Here is a 20,196-nt window from a genome sequence, read left to right on the forward strand (position 1 = left end):
GAGGACGGCCCCCTTAAGTGTAGGTCAGCGCGTCCCGGTATTCCTGCGGCGTTAGGCCGGTAGCTTTCTTGAAAAACCTCGTAAAGGAATGCGCCGCCTCGTACCCGACTTCGACGGCGACCTCCCGGATTTTCAGATGATCCTCCTTGAGCAGCTCCTTGGCTCTTCTCAGGCGGCAGTTATCTATATATTCCGATAAGTTCAAGCCGCGTTCCTGTTTGAAAAACCGGGATAAATACGTGGGATTAAAATAATTGATGTCTGCCAGACGGACAAGAGATAAATCTTCGTTTAGATGCTCATTGATATATTCGCAAATGTTCTCAATCACGCTTTCCGAGGCTTTGGCCTGGAAGAGCTTGTCGCTGACCTGCTTCAAGTATTGAATGGCCTCTTTCATGGAGGAATGCTCGTCCAGACGCATCAGCTTGCCGTAATCCGGAATCTCTCTGCAGAGATCCGACCGGCTAATATAAGAAAACAGAACCAGCGCAATCGAATAGTACACTTCCATGTTTCGTTGCAATGGGCGGTTTGCTTGCAATATTCCCTGCGTTAATTCATCGAATATTTTCCGGAACCTCTCGGCTTTGCCGGCTTCCAGGAAGGCAGTAAGCAGCTCGGCTTTAGGAGATAAATGGCCTTCGTCCTTCCGCTGCTCCGCGGAATCCTCCGCCTGCTCGCCCCGGTCTCTTAAGATAATGTCGGTTGCGTCCTTGTCAATGTTCATCAGCTGCAGCTGCCTAAGCCTTTCATACTGCCGGTTAATGACCTTCCACTCGGTTGGAATGCTTATAATAAAGGCTACCGGCAGCCCAAGGGATTGAAGACAGGTCTCTTGCATGAATTCCAAGGTCCCCTCCAAATAACGAACCGAATGATGATGGAACTTCTCATCAGCGGAATCGGAAGGTTGAAGAAGCCATAAGAGATCCCCATGCTTGTCGACAATTCCAACCTGTCTCATTTTCTCGGATAGATAGGAATTGCATACCATTCGCGCTTTGGTAAGCAGATGGCTTTTCTCGATATACGAATCACCTTCCGGAAACGACAAATGTCCCCTAACCAGCCATACAGGAACGGTCGGATTAAGGCTGATATTCATCCTTCGGAATTCTTCACTCAGCGTGCGGGCATCCCGATCAAGCTCTTCACTTTCTTGAAGCAGGTGACGAATGTAGTCTCCTTGCGCCATTTGTTCGAGCAGATCAAGCTGCTCCCGCGATTGCTCAAGCATCCCGCTGATTTCGTTTTCATGCTCGATCTCGTCCATCACTTCCAGCACCGTCGACGTGACCTTATCGTATCCCTCCGTCTTCAGCAAATACCTGACCTTAGGCATCTGAATCGCTTTGTAGGCATAGTCGAATTCGCTGAACCCCGTCAGGAAGATGACCTTGCATCTGGGCCAGAAGGATTGGATCTCCTCGGAGAGCTCTAGACCGTTCATGCCCGGCATGCTGATATCGGTTAACACGATATCTATTCTCGTTCGCGACATCCATTGCAAGGCTTCCTTCGCGGAATAGGCTTTGCAGACATCCAGCTTCTCCGGCAGCAGCCCGTGAAAAACCTCGTACAACGAGTCCGTAATAATGTCTTCATCATCAACGATCAGCAATCTAAGCAATTTCGCCGGCTCCTTTCAGCTTTAGTCTAATTTCAACCTTCAAGCCATTTAAATCGCTTCTGGTCAGAAATAAGCCGCTGCCTTCCCCATAGGTCAATTGAATGCGCCGGTGAATGTTGATCATGCCCGTCATTTCGCCGCTCTCTCCCCGGCTGTCCATTCTCTCCTGCAAATGTTCGATTTGCTCGTCGCTGAGCGGAGAATCGCCATTGTTCTCGACCATAATCCTGGCTTCCTCTTGATCCATGTCGAAGGTGACCCGAAGAAAGCCCTCGTCCGTCATTTTCTCTAAACTATGCTCGTAGGCATTCTCAATGATAGGCTGGATAATGAGCCTGGGCACCCGGATTCGCTCCATGTCCTTGGGAATCTCATCGAATTCCACCTTAATTCTTCGGGAGAACCGCAGCGTCTGAATCTCCGTATACATTCTGGAATGGCGCGTTTCTTCCGCCAGGAATACGTTATCCGCTCCGTTGCGCGTGATGAACCGGTAATACTCGCCCAGCATATTCGTAAAGAGCTGTACGCGCTCCAAATCCCCCGTCTTCGCCAATGAGTTCAGAATAAAGAAGCTGTTGTACAAAAAATGCGGTTTGATTTGGGATTGAAGCTGCTTAAGCTCCGCTTTTTGCATCATCATCGTTTGCTTGAAATCCTGATCGATCAGCGTCTGCAGCTTCTTAATCATCTGGTTGAACCGGTTATACAAATAGCCGAATTCATCCTTCTTCTCATGGTCAATATGAATATCCAATGCACCTCCTTCCATCTTTCTGAAGCTTTGTACAAGCAGCAAGAGCGGTTTATGAACAAACTTGAATGTCGAAATGGCGTAAATAACGATGGCGCAAAAAGACGTAAGGGCGAACACCCAAGCCCAATTGGTAAATCCCTTCAGAGGCTTTTTCACGACCGATTCAGGCAGATAAGTCACAACGGATAATCCAAGCGGCTCGGAATAAGCCTTGTCGATATGATAATTTTTGTCCCCTACTCTCGTGACGAGAGTATTTTCTTTGGTTTGGAGAGCCGCAAATGCATAGCTTTGCAGTGCTTGCGGGGTTTCGGAATTGCTGGCCAAGGTATATCCGGTCCTATTGGAGATCAGAAAGGAGCCGCTCTCCGGATAGACGCTTATTTGCTGCAGCGATTCTCTCAGCTTGTCCATATCCAGCTCAATTTGGACGATGTAGATCGGCGCTCCTTCCTTGCCGCCGTATTTGGCTGCGCTCAAATGAAGGGAGCTGTCATAACGAATGAGGCGGGCTTCCTTTTTGTCCACCTCACTGCGCAAATAATTAAAGCTGAGCTGGTTGAAATCATCAACGCCGTTGCTTGATGAAATGCTCTTCTGAATGGTCCGCACATGAACATAAATATCCTTAATATAAACGCTGCTCTTTTTAATGGAAGTAAACCGGCGAAGCAGATAATCGATGCTGGCCTTCTTGTCGGCATTGTCCATCAAATCCCAGGTAACCGCCAGTTTATTCAGGTCGTTGTCCTGCAAAATATCATATTGCTGAATTTCCAGCCATTCGATCTGGTGATCCAAATCCTCCAAATAATAAGAAAGCTGGGCTGCCGTATTTTTCGATATTTCATTGCTTGCATTGGCGTAACTCCAGTTATACAAATACACCCCCAGCAGAATAATGGGCAAAATAACAATGAGATTCGTAATAATAAGCCGGACAGATAAAGCATTGCGCCAAGAATTAGCGGGCAGTCTTAACAAATGAATACCTCCGTTGTTCATACCACTGATTAACCTCTGTTGTTATTTTGTCGCCGCCCAGCTTGTACCAGTCCTGTACGAATTGGTCGAAATCGTCGATTGGCCTGCCCAAAATAATGTTGATGTAGGTCTCATCCTGCAGATCCCCTAGAATCTGCTGCTTGTCAATCATGGTATCCGTAGGAGCACCAACAAAACTCTCATACAGCAGCTGATTGTTTCTCTCGTATTGATCAATAATGGAAAACGCGCCTGTCGGGCCATAGGTTTTATACCAGCCCCAGCCTGACTCTCCGTTTTTATCGCCACCCACGAAATCATCCATTCTTTTCTTGATATAGATGGCTTCGTCCTTCAGGTTGGCATAATTGCCGGTCTTTCGCGCTTCTTCGATTTGTCTGAAGGCCTCCAGGTTTTTTCGGGTCGGATACGGGGTAACCGGCGATAATTGCCAGACCGGGTACGTCGTGTTGTAATACTTCTGATACTCTGCGGACTCCCCCCAATTCTTCTCCAAATGCAAATTAAACAGCTTCACAATAGCCTCTGGATGCTCATAACCTTTTTTAATGGCGAAAAAGGTATTGGTGCTGAATTTAAGCGGGACCTTTGAGGCTTGACCCGTTGCGGAAACAATGGGGTACGCCTGCCAATCCGCATTCGGATCCATATCTCTGTTTGTTTGCACCAGAAAAGATGCCCACTGCTCGCCGTAGATCATCCCGATCTTTCCGGCGGTAATCATCTTCCCCGCCTTTTCCCCATCCTTCAGAGCAAATTCCGGATCAAGCTGACCTTCGCTGTACATGTCCTGAATGACCTTTAAAGCCGTTTTGACTTCGGGCTGAATGCCTCCATAGACAAGCTTACCCTGCTTATCCTTGATCCATATATTCGGAAAAGCATTATATCCGGCCATTAGATCCACCAGCCCCATAACCGGATCTCCCAAATATTTCGTCGCGGCAATCCCGTACGTATCGTTCTTGCCGTTTCTATCCGGGTCCCTCTCTGTAAACGCTTTCGAAATTGCCAATAAATCATCCATTGTCTTTGGCGGTTTCAATCCCAATCTCTTTAACCAGTCCGTTCGGATCCATAGTAAATCGGCGTCTTCAATCGATGAGCTCGTCTGAGGAATCCCCATCAGCTTACCGTCAATCGTTGCCGTTTCGAATGGACCGTCGCCTTCCTCACTCAGTACTTTCTGCGTTAATGGCGAAGCATATTTGCCATAGATCTGAGTTAAGTCCTGAATAAGCCCTGCATTGCTCAGCTCTCTGAGCTGCTGGGCGTTCACCTGCACGACATCCGGAATATTGCCCGAAGCAATGGAAGCTCCCAGCTTCTGGCCGTACAAATCTCCTTTCGCCTTCCAATCATACTTGATTTTGATTCCCAGCATATCCTCGTCCAGCCTAGTCCATCTATTGTCCTCCAGCGTTTCTCCCGGCAGGTCGGCAATTAAGCCTTCCAGTCCTTCTCCAACCTGACGAACGAAGGACAGTTCAATCGGCGGATCATATCGGCTGAACGCGGGATCCGTGTTTATAACCGGCGCAGGCGTAACCTTCTCCTGCTCTTTCGGCGGCATGGCATTGTTTTCGTTCTCGCATGCAGATAAGGCTGATAGCAGCATCAGCGAAGTAAGCATAAACTTGATTTTAATGTTTATCCTTGGCCTTGGTATCCGCAACAGGATTTCCCCTTTTCACTCGGGCGCAGCTGCGACGAGCTGTATGTTATTCATTATCTGGGTTGAAACCTGATAATACAATACACATCTCTTTATGTCGTTACCCGTTGTTTACTAGTTAATACTATGAAATGTACAGCAGCTAAGAGCTGGATTCAAGTTGAGAATGAGCGCTCATGTCGGACTAAAGTAATAAACTTATAAATGCTTAGAATAAAAACAAACCGGGACAAGAGGTCTGTCCCGGTTATTTGTTTTATTCAATTATTGAAAGATTAGCTGCGAAAAATGATATAAATCATTTTTCCAGACGGGCCAATCATGCCCGCCGCTTTCCTCATGCCACAGATGCGGGATATCGGCTTGATCCAAATACGCATGCGTTCGGTCGCTGACATGCTTCAGCTCATCGTCCATTCCGCAAGACAACCACAGAAGACGAAGCTTCGCTGCTCGATCCGGATAAGGAACCAGCTGTTCGGGCTCCCTTGTATTTGGGGCAGCGGAGAACGCTCCAATCCATGCAAAAAATTCCGGATGATTGAATCCCATGTTCAAGGACTGTCCCCCGCCCATGGACAAACCAGCTAGCGCTCGATTCTCGGAACCGGTCAGGACCGGATAACTCGACTCGATGCAGGGAATCAAATCATGAAGCAAATCGGATTCAAACGTCTCGAACGCTTTGATTTTGTCAGGAGCAAAAATATCTCCTTCGGCTCTGTCATTTATCATCGCCCGGCCGTTAGGGAGAACGACAATCATGGGAGAGAGCTTGTTTTCCGCATATAAGTTATCCAGGATAACCTGCGGATCGCCATGCTTAAACCATTCGCTCTCGTCTCCGCCTATCCCGTGCAAGAGATACAAGACATTGTATTTTTGCTCATTCGTATATCCCGGAGGCGTATAAATCATGCATTTGCGCAAGCTTCCTACCGTGCCGGATACATATTCCACCGTCTTCATGGCTCCGTGCGGAATGTCATTTCTATATTGGTCATAGCCCTTTGGTGCCGATGCAAGATACATGCGGGTCGTCCCCTCTTTTCATTTGATTGGCTTGCAAGTGAGCGGCTGCTTTGTTCATTTAGCCAAAATCCTTTAATTCGAACGCTTTTTCCTTAAAAATGTTTCTTTTTTTTCCGTTTGTAACGAGATAATCTTCTAGGTGAACGGCAAAATTGGAATAGTAGGCCGCTGAAAGGGGCGAATCGAACGGATGAACCATATCTACTATGTGGGAAGCGATGCTGAGCATGAAAGCAATTTCGTGTTTGATATTCCGCAAGGCCATCACTGCTGGCTCCTTGTCGTTACCAAAACTCCCGCCCAGTTCTGGGTGAACGGGGAGCTCAAAACTTATCCACCCCATAGCGCTATCCTGTACCGGGCACATCAGAAAATCTATTACAAGGCTTGCGGCGCTAAGTACGTCAATAACTGGATTCGATTCGAATCTGACGAGCCTTACGTTTCAAAGAGCTGCCTGCCATTTGGCATTCCATTTTCGCTGGAAGATCCTGACTACTGCAACAAGCTGTTCGAGCTGCTCGTTATTGAGCACAATTTCGCAAGAGCTTACAAAAAGTCCACCATCGATTTGTTGCTTCGAACGTTATTTAACAAGCTATTGGAAACCTATTTCTCCGATGGCACAGATACGCAATATTACGAGCTGTTGAGGCTTCGCGCCGCCATCCAAAATAACCCGGGCGAATATTGGACGGTTCCGAGAATGGCGGGATTGCTTGGGATCAGCCCGGGCTATCTGCAAACCATCTACAAAAAGACATTTGGCATTTCATGCATAGAAGACGTCATCGGCAGCCGGATTCGGCTTGCCAAGGAATATTTGTTTTACAGCTCACAAAGCATTGCCGAGGTTGCGTTTAAATGCGGCTATCAAAATGTGGAGCACTTCTGCCGGCAATTCAAGCAAGTGACCGGTTATTCGCCGAGAAAATTTCAATTAAACGCGAGTCGTTCGGGCGACATACAGATCGTACCGGCTATTCTGCCAGAATCCGTTGATTCTGTCTGAAATAAGCTTTGACCAGAAACTTCATGATATCATCAGGCACTTCCCTGGCAAATTCGGCTTGTCCAGCGAACTTCATGCCAAACGGCGCATCCGGCGTATAGGGCTCCCAAATCGGCATTTCCTCACCCGTTGAATCCTTGCCGTTAGGATCTCCGGTACGTATGAAGTTCGCCCAATAGTTGCACATCTGCCTGGCCAAGTCATAATGCTTGCCCACAAACGGCCTCCAGCATTTGGCCAAGGTCTCGAAGAAGAACCATAGATCGACCGAATGAAACGCGCCGGGATTATCCCAGCCCGGAATATCGGCCTCGAAATTATAATAGTAGAAAGGGATATCGGCTCCAGTATCAGCATTAGCCTGGCCCGCAATCCGAATGGCATATTCGATTCCGTTGACGGATGCTTTGCTAATAACCTCCTCCAGGATGTCTGACGAAAACCCGCATAATTCCAGAAACGCATTGGCGTCTTGATCGAACATTTCAACCGCCATGCGGCGGAATTCATCTCTCGAAGCGGCCTCCGGAATGCTGAGAAACTCGTCTGTCGTATGGCCTAACATAACCGGAACCTGCAGGCGTTTGTTCTGAAGGAAAAGCTCGAACGCATTGCCAACGCTGAATTTATGATCGACGACAGTACCCCAGAAGGCTTTATTATATTCGACCATCTTATCCCTCACATAAACGGCATCCAGCTTTCGTGCTTCCTCCAGCGAATTCGCTCCTAGAAAGGAAAAAAACTGAATGCCTTCGCGTTCGGCTTCCTCTATCGTTCGAAGAAACCGCGGCATCCCGGGATTCGGGTACAGCTTGTTGAACAATCCGCTCTGAACAATCGCTCGTTGGCACAGGTCTTTGTTCTGCGGTGAAGTCAGCTGATTCATGACGCTGCTGCCGCCAGCCGATTGTCCGCCTATGGTAAGATTGTCCGGATCGCCGCCAAAAGCCCCGATGTTGCGTTGTACCCATCTTGTGGCAGCCTGCTGGTCGAGATGGCCAAAGTTCGCGGGCGCTTCGGGCGCTTCGGCCGTAATTTCGGGGTGGCATAAAAATCCGAACGCGTTCAAACGATAGTTGATGGTGACCACAACGATGCCTCTTCGCGCAATTCGTTCCCCGTCGAACTCCATTTCCGACGGATGACCAACCTGCAGACCGCCGCCGAAGTACCATACTTATACCGGCAGCTTTTCGTCCGCGCGTTTGGCGGGGGTCCACACGTTCAGGTAGAGACAATCCCCATCCATGGCAATGTCCGGTTCCACGGCCCATTCCCGCGTATATATATTGTTATCGTCGAGCTCCTGCCTAACCTGCAGCGAGATCGGCTTATATTCATGCGCTTTCAGCACGCCATCCCACTCTTTCGCCGGCTGCGGTGCACGCCAGCGATTGTCTCCTACGGGCGGAGCGGCAAAAGGAATTCCTTTAAAGCTCGTAATCCGGGGGTCAGCCGCAGGCAGCCCTTGCACGGTCCCGGTCTCCACGTTTACCATTCTAAGCATGCTGCATATCTCCTTTCAGAAATGAAATAAAAAATCAGAGGGATAGTCCCTCATCGCCTGTAGGATGCTGATGACTTGCCAGCCGTTGCTTACTATTGATAGCGCTTACACTTCTTGTATTGAAGTCATTATAAAATATCCAATAGGGCTAAACAATGACGTATCCTCATCGATTATTGATGTATTCTAAGATAGCTTTTGGTTAAGAAAACTTTTAATGAAACAGAAAAACAATCCCCTTCCACGGAAAGGAAGAGAATTGTTTCATTTATTTGTCGTTTACAAACGAATTTACCGAACACGCTGCCCGGATTACAATATCAAGTCCAGCCTCCCCTTCAATCGATAGTACATTTCTATCCGACCGCTCCGATTCGCAGGCTAATCCTTCTACCGACAATTGTAAGGCATGATCGCAGCGTACGCGATACGTCCCTTTACGATCCGGCCTTAGAATCGCCTGATGAATTCGCCCGTCTTTCCAAACGATATCCACCGTAACGCCGCCGCGCGCCCGAAGCCCCCGGATTTCGCCGTCCGGCCAAGCCTTCGGAAGAGCAGGCAGCAAATGGATGGTATCCTCATGGCTCTGCAGGAGCAATTCCGCAATGCCTGCCGTGCCGCCGAAATTGCCGTCGATCTGAAACGGGGGATGGTTGTCGAGCAGATTAGGCAGCGTGGAGTGCGACAAGAGCGCGATTACGTTCGAATGCGCCTCTTCCGCGTCCAGCAGTCTTGCCCAGAAATTGATGATCCAGGCTCGGCTCCAGCCGGTATGCCCTCCTCCGTTCGCCAGGCGGCGCTCCAGCGTTCGACGCGCGGCAGCGCTTAGCTCAGGCGTTTTATCCGGGGTAATTTGGGTTCCCGGGTGCAAGGCGAACAGATGCGAGATGTGGCGATGCCCAAGCTCCACTTCCTCGTAATCTTCGTACCATTCCTGCAGTTGGCCGTAGCGCCCGATGCGGGTTGGCGGAAGCTTGTCGATCGCCTGACGCAGCTCGCCCAGAAACTCGTCATCCAATCCGAGCCATTCTCCCGCGGCTGCGCAGGCCTGGAACAGCTCGCGCGCGATTTGACTGTCCATGGACGGCCCGTAGCACAGCACGCCCGTCTCCCCATTCGGCAGCCGGTAGGTATTCTCGGGTGATACGGACGGGCAGGTGACCCGTTCTCCGCTTGGAAGCTCGACCAGATAATCCAACAGGAAGACAGCCGTCTCCTTCATCATCGGGTATACGCGCTCCAGGAACGCCGTATCTCCCCCATATCGATAATGCTCCCAGAGATGCAGGGACAGCCAAGCCAGACCAAGCGGCCAGTAAGTCGACGAAGGCCACAGATCCTGAGGAGCCGTGTCCGCCCAAATGTCCGTGTTGTGATGAGCCGCGCTCCCGCGGCAGCCATACATGGTCTTAGCGGTATGCCGGCCATTCGGAATCATGCGCTCGATCAGCTCGAAGAGAGGCAGGTGACATTCCGATAAATGACAGCTCTCGGCCGGCCAATAATTCATTTGCGCGTTGATATTGATGGTGAATTTGCTGTCCCAAGCCGGAAGCATATCCTTGTTCCATATCCCTTGCAAATTCGCGGGCAGCGACCCTGGCCGGCTCGAGGCGATCAGAAGATATCGGCCGTAGTGAAAATATAAGGCAGTTAGCCCGGGATCTTGGCTTCCGGCCTTCACGTTAACGAGACGCTTCGAGGTTTCTTCCGTCACTGCCTTTATGCCGGACTCAGCTCCGATCCAAAGTCTTGTTCGATCATACAACCTGCGGTAATCCAAGATATGCGAGGCCCGCAACTCCGAATATGCGGTTACGGCAACGCGTCCGGCATCGCCAAGCGCCGCGGCTTCAGGGTCGGCTTCGCGGAAATCCGTCGACGCGGTCACGACCAGCAATACGGCATCGGCATTCGAGACGACGAGGTGCTCGCCAATCGTGCGCATGCTTCCCCCCTCGGGCTTGCATGCAAGGACGCCGCAATATCGGACTCCTCCCCCGCTATTGCCGCTCATCACGATCTTACCGTCCTCCGCGCGAATCTCGTCCACGTAACGGAACCTCTCTCGTCCCATTCGTGCCGTAAACGAGATTTGACCGGGAGCATCTGCCGTAAGCCGCAGCACGATCGCTTTATCCGGGTAGCTTGCGAAAATTTCGCGGGCGAAATTCGTTTCTCCCGCCTTATAGGAAACATGAACAATGGCCTCCGATAAGTCAAGACGTCTCTCGTAATTCTCAATCTCTGCCGCATGCTCGAACTGAAGAAACAAATCGCCAAGCGGAACATAATGACGCTGGGACTCGGGAATTGCCGTCAGGGCCATCGAAGCGAGCCGCTCGGCCTCCTGCAGCTTTCCTTCGAAGATAAGCCTGCGAATTTCCTCCAAATTGGGCAGGGCATCCGGATTATGCCGATCTCTAGGGCCCCCGTGCCATAAGGAATCCTCGTTTAATTGCAAGCGTTCCGCGCGCGGATCACCAAAGATCATCGCTCCCAAGCGTCCGTTGCCAATCGGCAAGGCTTCCTCCCATTTGCCTGCGGGAGAATGATAGAGCAGCGTATCCTCGTGTTCGCGGTTGTACTTGGGCATATGCGTTCAATCCTTTCCGTTAATTGATTGAATACGTTCTTCTTGAATTTCACGATAGGCGCCGGGAGTCGTGCCCGCGTACTTTTTGAACACCTTCGCGAAGTAGTGCTTGGTATCGAAGCCAACCTGCTGGCTGATTGCGCAAACCGTCAGCTGCGGCTGCGTTTTCAATAGCTTCTGCGCCTCCCGGATCCGCAGCGAATTCAAGTAATTGACGAAGGTATCCCCCGTCTCCTTCTTGAACAGGCTGCTAATATAATTCGGATGCAGACTCATGTGTTCCGCGAGATGATCGAGGGATAAATCTTTCATATAATTCAGCTGCAAATAGGCAAGAATCCGTTCGGCATGCCGGCTGTACTCCGTATCCGATGCGGCCGGAAGCTCCTCCTTGACGCGGCTCAGCAGTCCCGCGATCTCCTTTTTGTCCAGAGGCTTCAGCAGATAATCCACAACACCAGAGCGAAGAGCCTGGCGGACATATTCGAATTCGTCATAGCCGGTCAGGATAATAAATCGATCGCATAATCCCTCAAGCCTGGCATCATGAATCAGTTCGAAGCCGTTCTTCTCCGGCATATGGATATCCGTTATCGTCACGTCGGGCATAAAGCGCTTCATCGTCTCTAAGGCTTCCCACGCGTTGAAGGCCGAACAAATGTCAGAACCGACAGGCGCGACTTCTTCTACGATTTTAACTAACCCTCTCAGAATCAAAGGCTCGTCGTCTACGATCAGTATCTTCAACGTCCGCCACCACCTTTTTCACAATGACAATGCGCAAGCAGGTACCTTTACCAGGTTCGCTGATGATTTCCAGACGGGATTCGCCCCCGAAGTAACCTTTCACTCTTTCGTTAACGTTTTTCAACCCTACGCCAACAGGCTCCTCCGCTTTTCTGAAATCATCGTGCTTCAAGAGTCGTTCGCGCAATTCGAGGAGCTTCTCCGGAGGGATCCCGTTCCCGTTGTCGGAAATGTCGATCGTAATTTCTCCGTCCGTTTCCGTCGCCAGCAGCCGGATATGAACGGGACGCAGAACGGCTGAGGCCCCGTGCACGATGCAGTTTTCAATAAGGGGCTGCAGGAGAAAACGCGGACAGATTAGACGTTCAGAATCAACCTCAATCTTGATCTCGTAAGTCAGCCTGCTTTGAAGCCTCATTTTATGAATGTTCATGTAAAAGGTAACCATCTCGATTTCCTTCGCGAGAATCGTTTCTTGCTGCGCTGACGACAAGCTGTACCGCATCAGCTTCCCGAACCAGAAAGAAATGTCGGCAACTTCCTTGTCGTCGTTGGCTTCCGCGACCATTCGGATCGTTTCAAGCGTGTTGTATAGAAAATGAGGCTTAATCTGTGCCTGCAGCACCTGGTAGGCCGCTTCTTTGTTGCGCAGCTCGGCGCGATGAACATTGTTAATGAGTTCGTCCATTCGTCCAACCATGGAGTTGTATGCGCCAATCAGGAATCCGATTTCATCCTTTTCGAACTTGCCGCTTTTGATCGTAAGCTGCCTTAAGTTATCGTCGTTTAGAGTTCGCATATGCCGGGCCAACCGGAGAATTCGCTTTGTAATGGTTGAAGCCAGCAAATAATAAGCAATGGATAGGGCGATGAGCAGCAGCACGATGATCGTCACCAAGACGGTTTCCTTCTGCTTCACGGAACGGAATACGTCGCCTACCTGTCCGGTGATGATGACGCGCACGTCTAAGGGATCCAGCTTCAATTGATTGACGATCGTTGTTCGGTTGATGAAAAAAGCTCGTTCTTCCGATTGCAGAAGACTTAACGTTTTATTGTCCAAGCCTATTGCTTCGTTCGTCAGCACATTGCCTTGTCCGGACAGCAAGATAGCTCTCCAGTTCTCTTCCACGCCCGCAGCGGCATAGAAGTTGTTTATTAAACTGTTGCTAACCCGAATTTCAAGGAGGCCGATCCGTTCCGTAATTTGCGTATTGTAGATGTACTGATAGTAAATCAGATCCGGATCGGACACGTTTGAATCGGCGCGCAGCCAAATCCCCTGCCCCGCTTTGAGCGGCGAGACGGCATCCTCTATTCGCGAGTCCAGCATGGACCTGTCCCGAAACAAATTGGTTATGGGCAGCACCTGATCCTTCATCTTATAGATCACGATAGAATCGATCTCCGGATTGGCGAACATCGATTGGCTGTACAGAGGGAGAATATATCGGGTCAGCGCGTACACGCTGTCCGCGTCGGAATCGTATACGCCATCCAGATAATCGGTCAGATAAGGATTGTATTGCAGCACCCGGTGGACCGATTGAATTCGGGCGAAATCCGTCTTCATGTTGGCGTAAGCCTGCTCCAGGATCTTCTGCCTGCTCTCTACGAATTGCTGGGTCAGGTTGCCGTAAATTTGGGTGTAATAGTGATACCCGAAAGCGATTACAGGAATAAAAATCATAATGACGTAACCAAGCACGATCTTGCGCATGATGCTCACGGCGGCATTTCCCTCCAAGTAAGGAATCCATATATCGTTAACGTATCACGTACACAAGAATTCCGCTAGAGTCCCGGAACGATCCTCGCAATTAGCATACAAAGTCCGGCGGTAACGCACCCGCGCTACTACCGGACTTTGTCTTATTTTTTAAACAACTCTTTCTTTTTCTGATAGGTTTGGTTTGCCCAATCCACCAAGCGGTCCAAACCGATCTTCTCCGCGTTTTTCACCATAGTTTCGTAATTTGCCACGGCTTCTTCTTCCGATTTTGCCAAATAAATTTTGACCTTCTCGTTTTTAATCATTTCGTCGATCTTGGTTTTGATCGTCTTCTCTTCCGAATCCGGCTGCAATTGAATCAAACCAAGCTCCGGTTTGTATATGGTAAACTCTTTTTTCTCCATCAAGGCTTTCGTCTTCTGAGCCCCCGGCACGTAGCTCAGCATTCCTTCCGTCACGCCGTCGTTGTACAAGTACCACCATTTGATTCCGTTTGTGTTAACGAAATCGGCATCGGACGGATCATATTTCAAATTCGGATAACCTTCGTCATTCCAGGTCCAATGCTCGCCTTCGACGCCAAACATCGTCAATTTCTTTCCTTCGTCGCTTGCGAGATATTGAAGGAATTTGATCGATGCCTCGGGATCCTTGTTTTTCTTCGTGATGAACGTACCCGCGAAGCCCAGTCCCGAGCTGACCGCTTTCGTATTTTTCGAGATGGCGCTAGGCAGCATTTGGAACGTATACGAACCGCCCGCGTTTTTGACCTTGATATTGTCCATGTCCGCAATGCTGACCGTATGGCTATGCGCGAACGCCTTCCCGCTGGTCGCATATTGATCGTCAATCTGATCGTTCGTATAAGCGAAGTTCTCTGCCAGTATGTCCCCTTCGCGGTAAAGACGGTTCATGAATTTGAAAAACTCCAGCATTTCCGGCTGTCTTATCGCATAGTCGACTTTTCCGTCCCGCTCGTACCAGCCGTCCAGAAGTCCTTCGACTCCGAACTGCTGCAGGAAATATTGCTCGATCCAGTCCTTATCCATAATCAATGGAACCATGTCCGGGTATTTTTGCTTGACCATGCCCAAAACCTTTACAAAATTATCGATGGTGTCGACCGGCGGATTGCCCAGCTCCTTCAGAATATCCTCGCGCACCGCGATACCCGGGTTGCCGTCGCTGCCGACCGAGTATTTGTTCTGCGCCATTTCCTCCTGCGTCGCGAAGGAGTTGCGCACCGTATAGAAATTGCCGTCATCCATCGTGTGGATCGCAATTCGTATCGGATCGATCTTAAAGTCAGGCGCGTATTTCTCGATCAGCTCGTTCCAAGGATAAGAAAGCTTTGAATCGGACATCCGTTCGATGTTCGCGTTAGTAAAAACCAGATCCGGGAGATCGCCGGAAGCGATCATCAGCGGAAGCTGCTTGTCGTCCGTGGCGACCGTCACGTTAAGCTTAATACCCGTCTTTTCGGTAATTTTCTCGGCAACCGGTCCCTTCCATTCCTTTACCGGATACCAGGAAGCATCGATAAACAGGGACAGCTCCTTCACTTCGTTGTTTTTTGCGGGCGGTTCCGAGGATGTTCCAGATGAGTTTGTGGCACCTGCATTCTCTTTTTGGCCGTCATTGTTGTTATTGCCGCCGCATGCGGACATCAGCGCTATCGTCATCATAAGGATGAGCGATAGGAGCAGAGCCTTCTTTCCTTTGTTTCTGTTCAAAGTAACCCCTCCAACAAGTGATGTTTATATTAAAGCAAACGCTTTAATATCATGCCAACATAAAATTAGCCTTTCACGGAACCTAGCATAATGCCTTGAATAAAAAATCTTTGGAGAAACGGGTAGACGCATACGATAGGCGCGATAGAGACAACCATGGCCGCTACCTGAAGCGAATAGCTGGTGACGCCCGCTGAGGCGCTGTTCGCAACAGCAATGGCATCCATCGGCGCATTGCTCTTGTTGATAACCTCCATCATCCGGAAGGCAAGCGTACGCAGGCCCTCAGACTGCACGAAGTAAGCGGAATCCAGCCACGAGTTCCATTGACCAACCCCGAGGAATAACGACATGGTTGCGATCAGCGGCATCGAGACGGGAAGAATGATCCGGTAGAAAATAACAAGCTCGCCAGCCCCGTCCATGTGAGCCGATTCCTTTAATTCGCTCGGAATCTCCCGAAAGAACGAAATCGCTATGAGCAGAAAAAACGTGCTCAGCATGGAAGGAATGACATAGACGCCAAACGTGTTCAGCAATCCCACGGAGCGCAGAACAACGTAATACGGAATCAAACCGCCGGAAAAGTACATCGCGAATATAATGACCGTGAAGTAACTTTTGCGGAACAGCAGATCGCGGTGCGAAAGCCCATACGCGACCAAGCAGGTAAAAAGGACGCCTAAGGCGGTTCCTGCAAGCGTTCTCATAATCGTGACCAAAAATGCGTTATACCAGTGGGGGTCATCCAAAAACCTCACGTAGTTTTCAAAGGTGAAGGTTCTCGGCCATAGATAAACGCCCCCGAGAAGAGAATCGGTTCCTTTATTGAAGGAAAGAATCAGAACGTAATAGAACGGATAAAGCATCGATAACGTCAGAATGGCTAGTAATGCATAAACCAAGGCATCCATGATGCGGTCTTTTTGTTTCTGGCTGAGCTGCATGCCCGCTCCCCTTTCCTAGAATAGACTTGAACCCGAAGTGCGTTTGGCAATATAGTTGCTGGAGAAAATCAGGACGACGGAAATGACGGATTGAATCAAATCGATCGCTGCCGCATAAGAGAATCTTCCGTCTCTTAATCCAACCTTAAACGCATAGGTTTGCACGATCTCCGAGGTCGGATTGTTAATGCTGTTGCCGAACAGGAACGCCTGCTCGAAGTTGGAGCCGACCAGTCCTCCGCCCAGAATGCTTCCGATCGTCAGAATAAGCACGACTACAATCGTTCCTTTCATTCCGGGGAACGTAATATGGCGAATTCGGGCCAAGCGGCCCGCTCCGTCAATCTGCGCGGCTTCGTACAGCGACGGGTTGATGCCCGCTATAGCGGCCAGGAAGATGATCGTCCACCAACCCATTTCCTTCCAGACGGCGCTTCCCGTCGCAAATCCCCAGAAGTAGTTGGCATTCGTTAATACGTCAAGCGGCTTGTCAATTAAGCCGAGTCCTAGAAGCGCCTTATTGACCATGCCGACATCCGTCGACAGAAAGGCGAAAGCGATGCCTGCGACGACAACCCACGAGATGAAGTGGGGCAAATAGCTGACCGTTTGGACAAAACGCTTAAATTTCAAATTTTTAACTTCGCTTAATAGAATGGCCAGCAATATGGGAGCAGGAAAAGCGAAAAAGACTTTTAGAAGACTCAATACCAGCGTATTTCGAACGATCATTCCGAACTGGTAGTCGTTAACGAATTCCTTGAAATGCTTCAAGCCCACCCATTCGCTCGTAAAAATGCCCTTGATTCCGCTCGAGATGGAATACTGCTTGAATGCCATTAGAATGCCGAACATCGGCGTATAGGCAAAGACCAGCAAAAATATCATGCCGAGCCCGACGAACAGGTGCAGCGTTCTTTGTTTTTTAAACCGCTTCCAAAACTGCGCTCGTGCTTCTGTTTTTCCCGTAGTTCCCGTAACCCGAGTACCCAACTCCATATCTGCTCCTCCTTTGTTTTTAGTGTACCCGCCGGGACCAAGCGGTCGAAAGCCAACATTCTTAAGAAAGCGTTGTCATTTTTTAAGATTGCTTTGCTTGGCTTAAAAAAAGACAATCCACACTTTTAAACTGGTCCCCACGTCAAGGACACTTAGAAAAAATGAGTTAACTTCTTGAAGTCCCGTTCCAGCTTATTTGGTACAACTCGATGTTCTTGCGTTGCCTTGGCCATTCTCTTGTAAGGATTAGGCTTACGATGAGGACAAACTAAATCTAGACGTCGCATATATTTCTTGCTCATAATGCCCTCCTTAGATGTCATTACCCGTATAAAAAAAGGCCCCACAGCCTAAACACTTTTTTCAAGTGTCCAGTCTATGGGGACCCGTTTACCATTAATCATGAAGGAGGATTGTTTTTTATTGAGTAGTTATAGGCAGCCGGGTTTAGATATCCGCAGCAAGCGAAGAATCCTTTTTCGTCAGCTTCAGATAAATCATGTAGATAATCCCGATGCCCATCCAGATGAAGCCGAATTTCTTGGAAGCAGCATCCAGGCTGTACCATACATATCCGATAATGACAAAACCGATAATCGGATAAATCAGATGCTTCAGATAGTTCTTGCTCTTTTGCTTCCGGATAAAGTAATTGATAACCGACAGATGCAGGAACAGGAATGCGGTTAATGCTCCGAAATTAACCAGCGACGTCAGTGTAGCGATTTGCTTGGTGAATATAAACGTCACAACCAGCGAAATAGCGCCGACTAGCAAAATGCTGATGTAAGGCGTTTTGAAGGTCGGATGGATTTTGCCCAGTACGCCAGGCATTTTCTTATCACGCGCCATGCTGTACAAGATACGCGAAATCGCAGCCTGCGCGACAAGCGCGTTGGCAACGCCCCAGGCGAATGCCGTGGCAATGATCGTCGTCCATTTCAGCCAAGGGCCTCCGGCGAGCTCTGCGATTTGATAAAAAGCTACATCCGCATTCTCAAAGGTCGTGTAATCCGGCCATACGAGAGCGGCCACCCAAGTCTGAATAATAAAGATGATACCTACAATAAGCAGGGAGAAGATAACGGCTCGTCCAACCACTTTTTTGCCGCCTTTGGTTTCTTCCGCAAGCGTAGAGATCGCATCAAAGCCGAGGAAGCTTAGAACGGCAACGGAAACTGCTCCCATGACGGTGCTTAAGTTAAAGTGGGCTTTGTCGTACAACGGCTTAATCGTAAACGAAGCGCCGTTTACACCCTTGGCAACAGTGATGACAGCCGCGGCCACGAAGACAACTAGAACGAGAAGCTCGAGCACAAGAATGATTTTATTAGCCTTTGCCGTAATTTCAATCCCGAAAATATTAATAACCGTATTAAAAGCGATAAAAATCAGCAGCCACACGTAGACCGGGACGCCCGGCAGCACGTCATGCAGCGCCGAAGAGCTGATCAAGTACAGCAGGGATGGAATCATGATGTAATCCAGCAGAATCACCCAACCGGAGAAAAAGCCGACATGCTCGTTAATCCCCCTTTGGGCGTACGAATATACCGAGCCCGCGATAGGGAAAGCTTCCGACATTCTAGCGTAGCTAAGCGCCGTGAAGACCATTCCGATCATACCAATTAAGTACGCTAATCCGACCATCCCGTAAGAACCTTGCGCGACATAGCCGTAGATGCCAAACGGCGCAATAGGCACCATAAATATCAATCCGTAAATCAGCAGATCCCAAAACGACAACGAACGCTTAAGCTCCTGCTTATAACCAAATTGCTCAATATTGGCGGAACCCTCTGTCTCGACGGACGGAGAGCTATTTATATTCGTCGAACTCATGATCATCCCTCTATTCTGTCATTAAATATTGGCAGGTTTAAACAGATTTACTCCATATACATCTAATACGCTCCATGGCATGAAGAACCGAGCGGTCATCAGCGGATCTACGATTTGTGAAATTTGAGATTGACCAGCCGCGCTGCATAGCATAACAAGCTCCGGCAACGACATATCCATATGAGGCAGAAGCGCATCAATCATGATTTCTACGGCGCTTTTCGCGGCCTCGTCGAGCGTTTCTTTGGATACGATAGATGAGATCCCCTCCCCGTTCTCCAAGAACGGATAAGGAATAGATTGTCCGCTTAAAACCTCCAGCGTGACGGTTACTTTCGCCGGAATTTCAATGCCGGTCACCCCGATCTCTCCATCTCCCATAGCCGCATGCACGTCTCCTAACCCAAACAACGCGCCTTCTTGGAAAACGGGCAAGTACAGCGTGGCGCCGGTCGTAATGAGCTTCGTATCCATATTGCCGCCATGTGGACCCGGCGTTCCGCACGGAACCGCCTCGTCTTCAGGAGCCACGCCAATAACGCCAATCATCGGGTTAAGCGGCAGATGAAGCTTGTCATTAAAAATCGCTTTGCCGTCCTTGATCGGAATAAGCTTGAACTGCATCGCATCCAGACGATGCCCCATAACGCCGAGCCCAGGGCCGGCTGCCATAAGGCCTTGCTCACCTAGCTCAATGGCATCGATATGGACCTTCAGCAAATCGCCGGGCTTAGCGCCTTCCACGTAAATCGGTCCGGTAGCCGGATTGATCTGTTCCCAATCAATGGAGGATACGGTTGTCTGCTCCGATTGAATCTGATTTCGAAAACAATCCCAGGTCTCCATAACAATCGTTGAGCCGGAAGGTACCTTAAGCGCATGTGAATTATCCTTACTGAAAGAATAAACGAATTGCTCTTTAGAGACGGTTTGCATCGAACAACCTCCTATATGAATGTCTTGGGTTAAGTAT

General features: G+C 49.4%; 13 protein-coding genes and 1 pseudogene. 1 reads left to right on the forward strand and 13 read right to left on the reverse strand.

The genetic code is table 11. The features are described from left to right. Positions 1-13: 13 nt before the first annotated feature. From M3194_RS21210 to M3194_RS21225, 4 genes are all read right to left on the reverse strand, one after another. Entirely contained in the window at positions 14-1,633 is a 1,620-nt protein-coding gene (locus M3194_RS21210) for a response regulator (RefSeq protein ID WP_251656078.1), read from the reverse strand. Continuing rightward, complete coding sequence (locus tag M3194_RS21215; protein ID WP_251656079.1) at positions 1,626-3,374, reverse strand: sensor histidine kinase; 1,749 nt, start codon at positions 3,372-3,374, stop codon at positions 1,626-1,628. The genes M3194_RS21210 and M3194_RS21215 overlap by 8 nt, the downstream gene beginning before the upstream one ends. Continuing rightward, positions 3,355-5,028, reverse strand: coding sequence for an extracellular solute-binding protein (locus tag M3194_RS21220; RefSeq protein WP_251656214.1), 1,674 nt, complete (start codon positions 5,026-5,028; stop codon positions 3,355-3,357). Before M3194_RS21220 ends, M3194_RS21215 begins: the two co-directional genes overlap by 20 nt. A 306-nt stretch (positions 5,029-5,334) precedes the next feature. Then, positions 5,335-6,102 (reverse strand): alpha/beta hydrolase, encoded by a 768-nt coding sequence (locus tag M3194_RS21225; RefSeq protein WP_251656080.1) that lies wholly within the window; start codon positions 6,100-6,102, stop codon positions 5,335-5,337. Positions 6,103-6,292: 190 nt separating this feature from the next. Here M3194_RS21225 and M3194_RS21230 point away from each other — a divergent pair, with 190 nt between their 5' ends. Then, the gene (locus M3194_RS21230; RefSeq protein WP_251656081.1) at positions 6,293-7,114 is read left to right on the forward strand and encodes a helix-turn-helix transcriptional regulator; all 822 of its coding nucleotides are present in this window, start codon (positions 6,293-6,295) and stop codon (positions 7,112-7,114) included. On the opposite strand, the pseudogene M3194_RS21235 reads toward M3194_RS21230, so the two are convergent. The 9 genes and pseudogenes from M3194_RS21235 to M3194_RS21275 all read right to left on the reverse strand — a co-directional run bounded on the left by M3194_RS21235 (position 7,083) and on the right by M3194_RS21275 (position 20,159). Beyond that, a pseudogene (locus M3194_RS21235) lies at positions 7,083-8,624 on the reverse strand (carboxylesterase/lipase family protein). The gene M3194_RS21230 and the pseudogene M3194_RS21235 overlap by 32 nt on opposite strands. A 268-nt stretch (positions 8,625-8,892) precedes the next feature. Beyond that, positions 8,893-11,223 carry a glycoside hydrolase family 95 protein gene (locus tag M3194_RS21240; RefSeq protein ID WP_251656082.1) on the reverse strand — a complete coding sequence of 777 codons (2,331 nt, stop codon included), beginning with the start codon at positions 11,221-11,223 and terminating at the stop codon, positions 8,893-8,895. A 6-nt stretch (positions 11,224-11,229) separates the two neighbouring features. Next, positions 11,230-11,970 (reverse strand): response regulator transcription factor, encoded by a 741-nt coding sequence (locus tag M3194_RS21245; RefSeq protein ID WP_251656083.1) that lies wholly within the window; start codon positions 11,968-11,970, stop codon positions 11,230-11,232. After that, positions 11,918-13,690, reverse strand: a complete 1,773-nt coding sequence (locus tag M3194_RS21250) for a sensor histidine kinase (protein WP_251656215.1) — start codon at positions 13,688-13,690, stop codon at positions 11,918-11,920. Before M3194_RS21250 ends, M3194_RS21245 begins: the two co-directional genes overlap by 53 nt. 152 nt (positions 13,691-13,842) lie before the next feature. Next, positions 13,843-15,435 (reverse strand): extracellular solute-binding protein, encoded by a 1,593-nt coding sequence (locus M3194_RS21255; RefSeq protein WP_251656084.1) that lies wholly within the window; start codon positions 15,433-15,435, stop codon positions 13,843-13,845. 65 nt (positions 15,436-15,500) lie between these two features. Next, positions 15,501-16,382, reverse strand: coding sequence for a carbohydrate ABC transporter permease (locus M3194_RS21260; RefSeq protein WP_251656085.1), 882 nt, complete (start codon positions 16,380-16,382; stop codon positions 15,501-15,503). A gap of 15 nt (positions 16,383-16,397) precedes the next feature. Continuing rightward, positions 16,398-17,381, reverse strand: coding sequence for an ABC transporter permease (locus M3194_RS21265; protein ID WP_251656086.1), 984 nt, complete (start codon positions 17,379-17,381; stop codon positions 16,398-16,400). A gap of 447 nt (positions 17,382-17,828) precedes the next feature. Next, a complete protein-coding gene (locus tag M3194_RS21270) occupies positions 17,829-19,223 on the reverse strand; it encodes an APC family permease (protein ID WP_251656087.1) in 1,395 nt (464 codons plus the stop codon). A 21-nt stretch (positions 19,224-19,244) separates the two neighbouring features. Then, complete coding sequence (locus M3194_RS21275) at positions 19,245-20,159, reverse strand: acetamidase/formamidase family protein (protein ID WP_251656088.1); 915 nt, start codon at positions 20,157-20,159, stop codon at positions 19,245-19,247. Positions 20,160-20,196 lie beyond the last annotated feature (37 nt).

The sequence above is a fragment of the Paenibacillus glycanilyticus genome (genome assembly GCF_023715145.1).
Classification (GTDB): domain Bacteria; phylum Bacillota; class Bacilli; order Paenibacillales; family Paenibacillaceae; genus Pristimantibacillus; species Pristimantibacillus glycanilyticus_A.

What these genes read in the sequence shown, in the direction of transcription:
- M3194_RS21220 (WP_251656214.1), bottom strand. Translation starts at nt 5,028, where the DNA reads ATGCTTACTTCGCTGATGCTGCTATCAGCCTTATCTGCATGCGAGAAC.
- M3194_RS21225 (WP_251656080.1), bottom strand. Translation starts at nt 6,102, where the DNA reads ATGTATCTTGCATCGGCACCAAAGGGCTATGACCAATATAGAAATGAC.
- M3194_RS21230 (WP_251656081.1), top strand. Translation starts at nt 6,293, where the DNA reads ATGAACCATATCTACTATGTGGGAAGCGATGCTGAGCATGAAAGCAAT.
- M3194_RS21240 (WP_251656082.1), bottom strand. Translation starts at nt 11,223, where the DNA reads ATGCCCAAGTACAACCGCGAACACGAGGATACGCTGCTCTATCATTCT.
- M3194_RS21250 (WP_251656215.1), bottom strand. Translation starts at nt 13,690, where the DNA reads ATGCGCAAGATCGTGCTTGGTTACGTCATTATGATTTTTATTCCTGTA.
- M3194_RS21260 (WP_251656085.1), bottom strand. Translation starts at nt 16,382, where the DNA reads ATGCAGCTCAGCCAGAAACAAAAAGACCGCATCATGGATGCCTTGGTT.
- M3194_RS21265 (WP_251656086.1), bottom strand. Translation starts at nt 17,381, where the DNA reads ATGGAGTTGGGTACTCGGGTTACGGGAACTACGGGAAAAACAGAAGCA.
- M3194_RS21270 (WP_251656087.1), bottom strand. Translation starts at nt 19,223, where the DNA reads ATGAGTTCGACGAATATAAATAGCTCTCCGTCCGTCGAGACAGAGGGT.
- M3194_RS21275 (WP_251656088.1), bottom strand. Translation starts at nt 20,159, where the DNA reads ATGCAAACCGTCTCTAAAGAGCAATTCGTTTATTCTTTCAGTAAGGAT.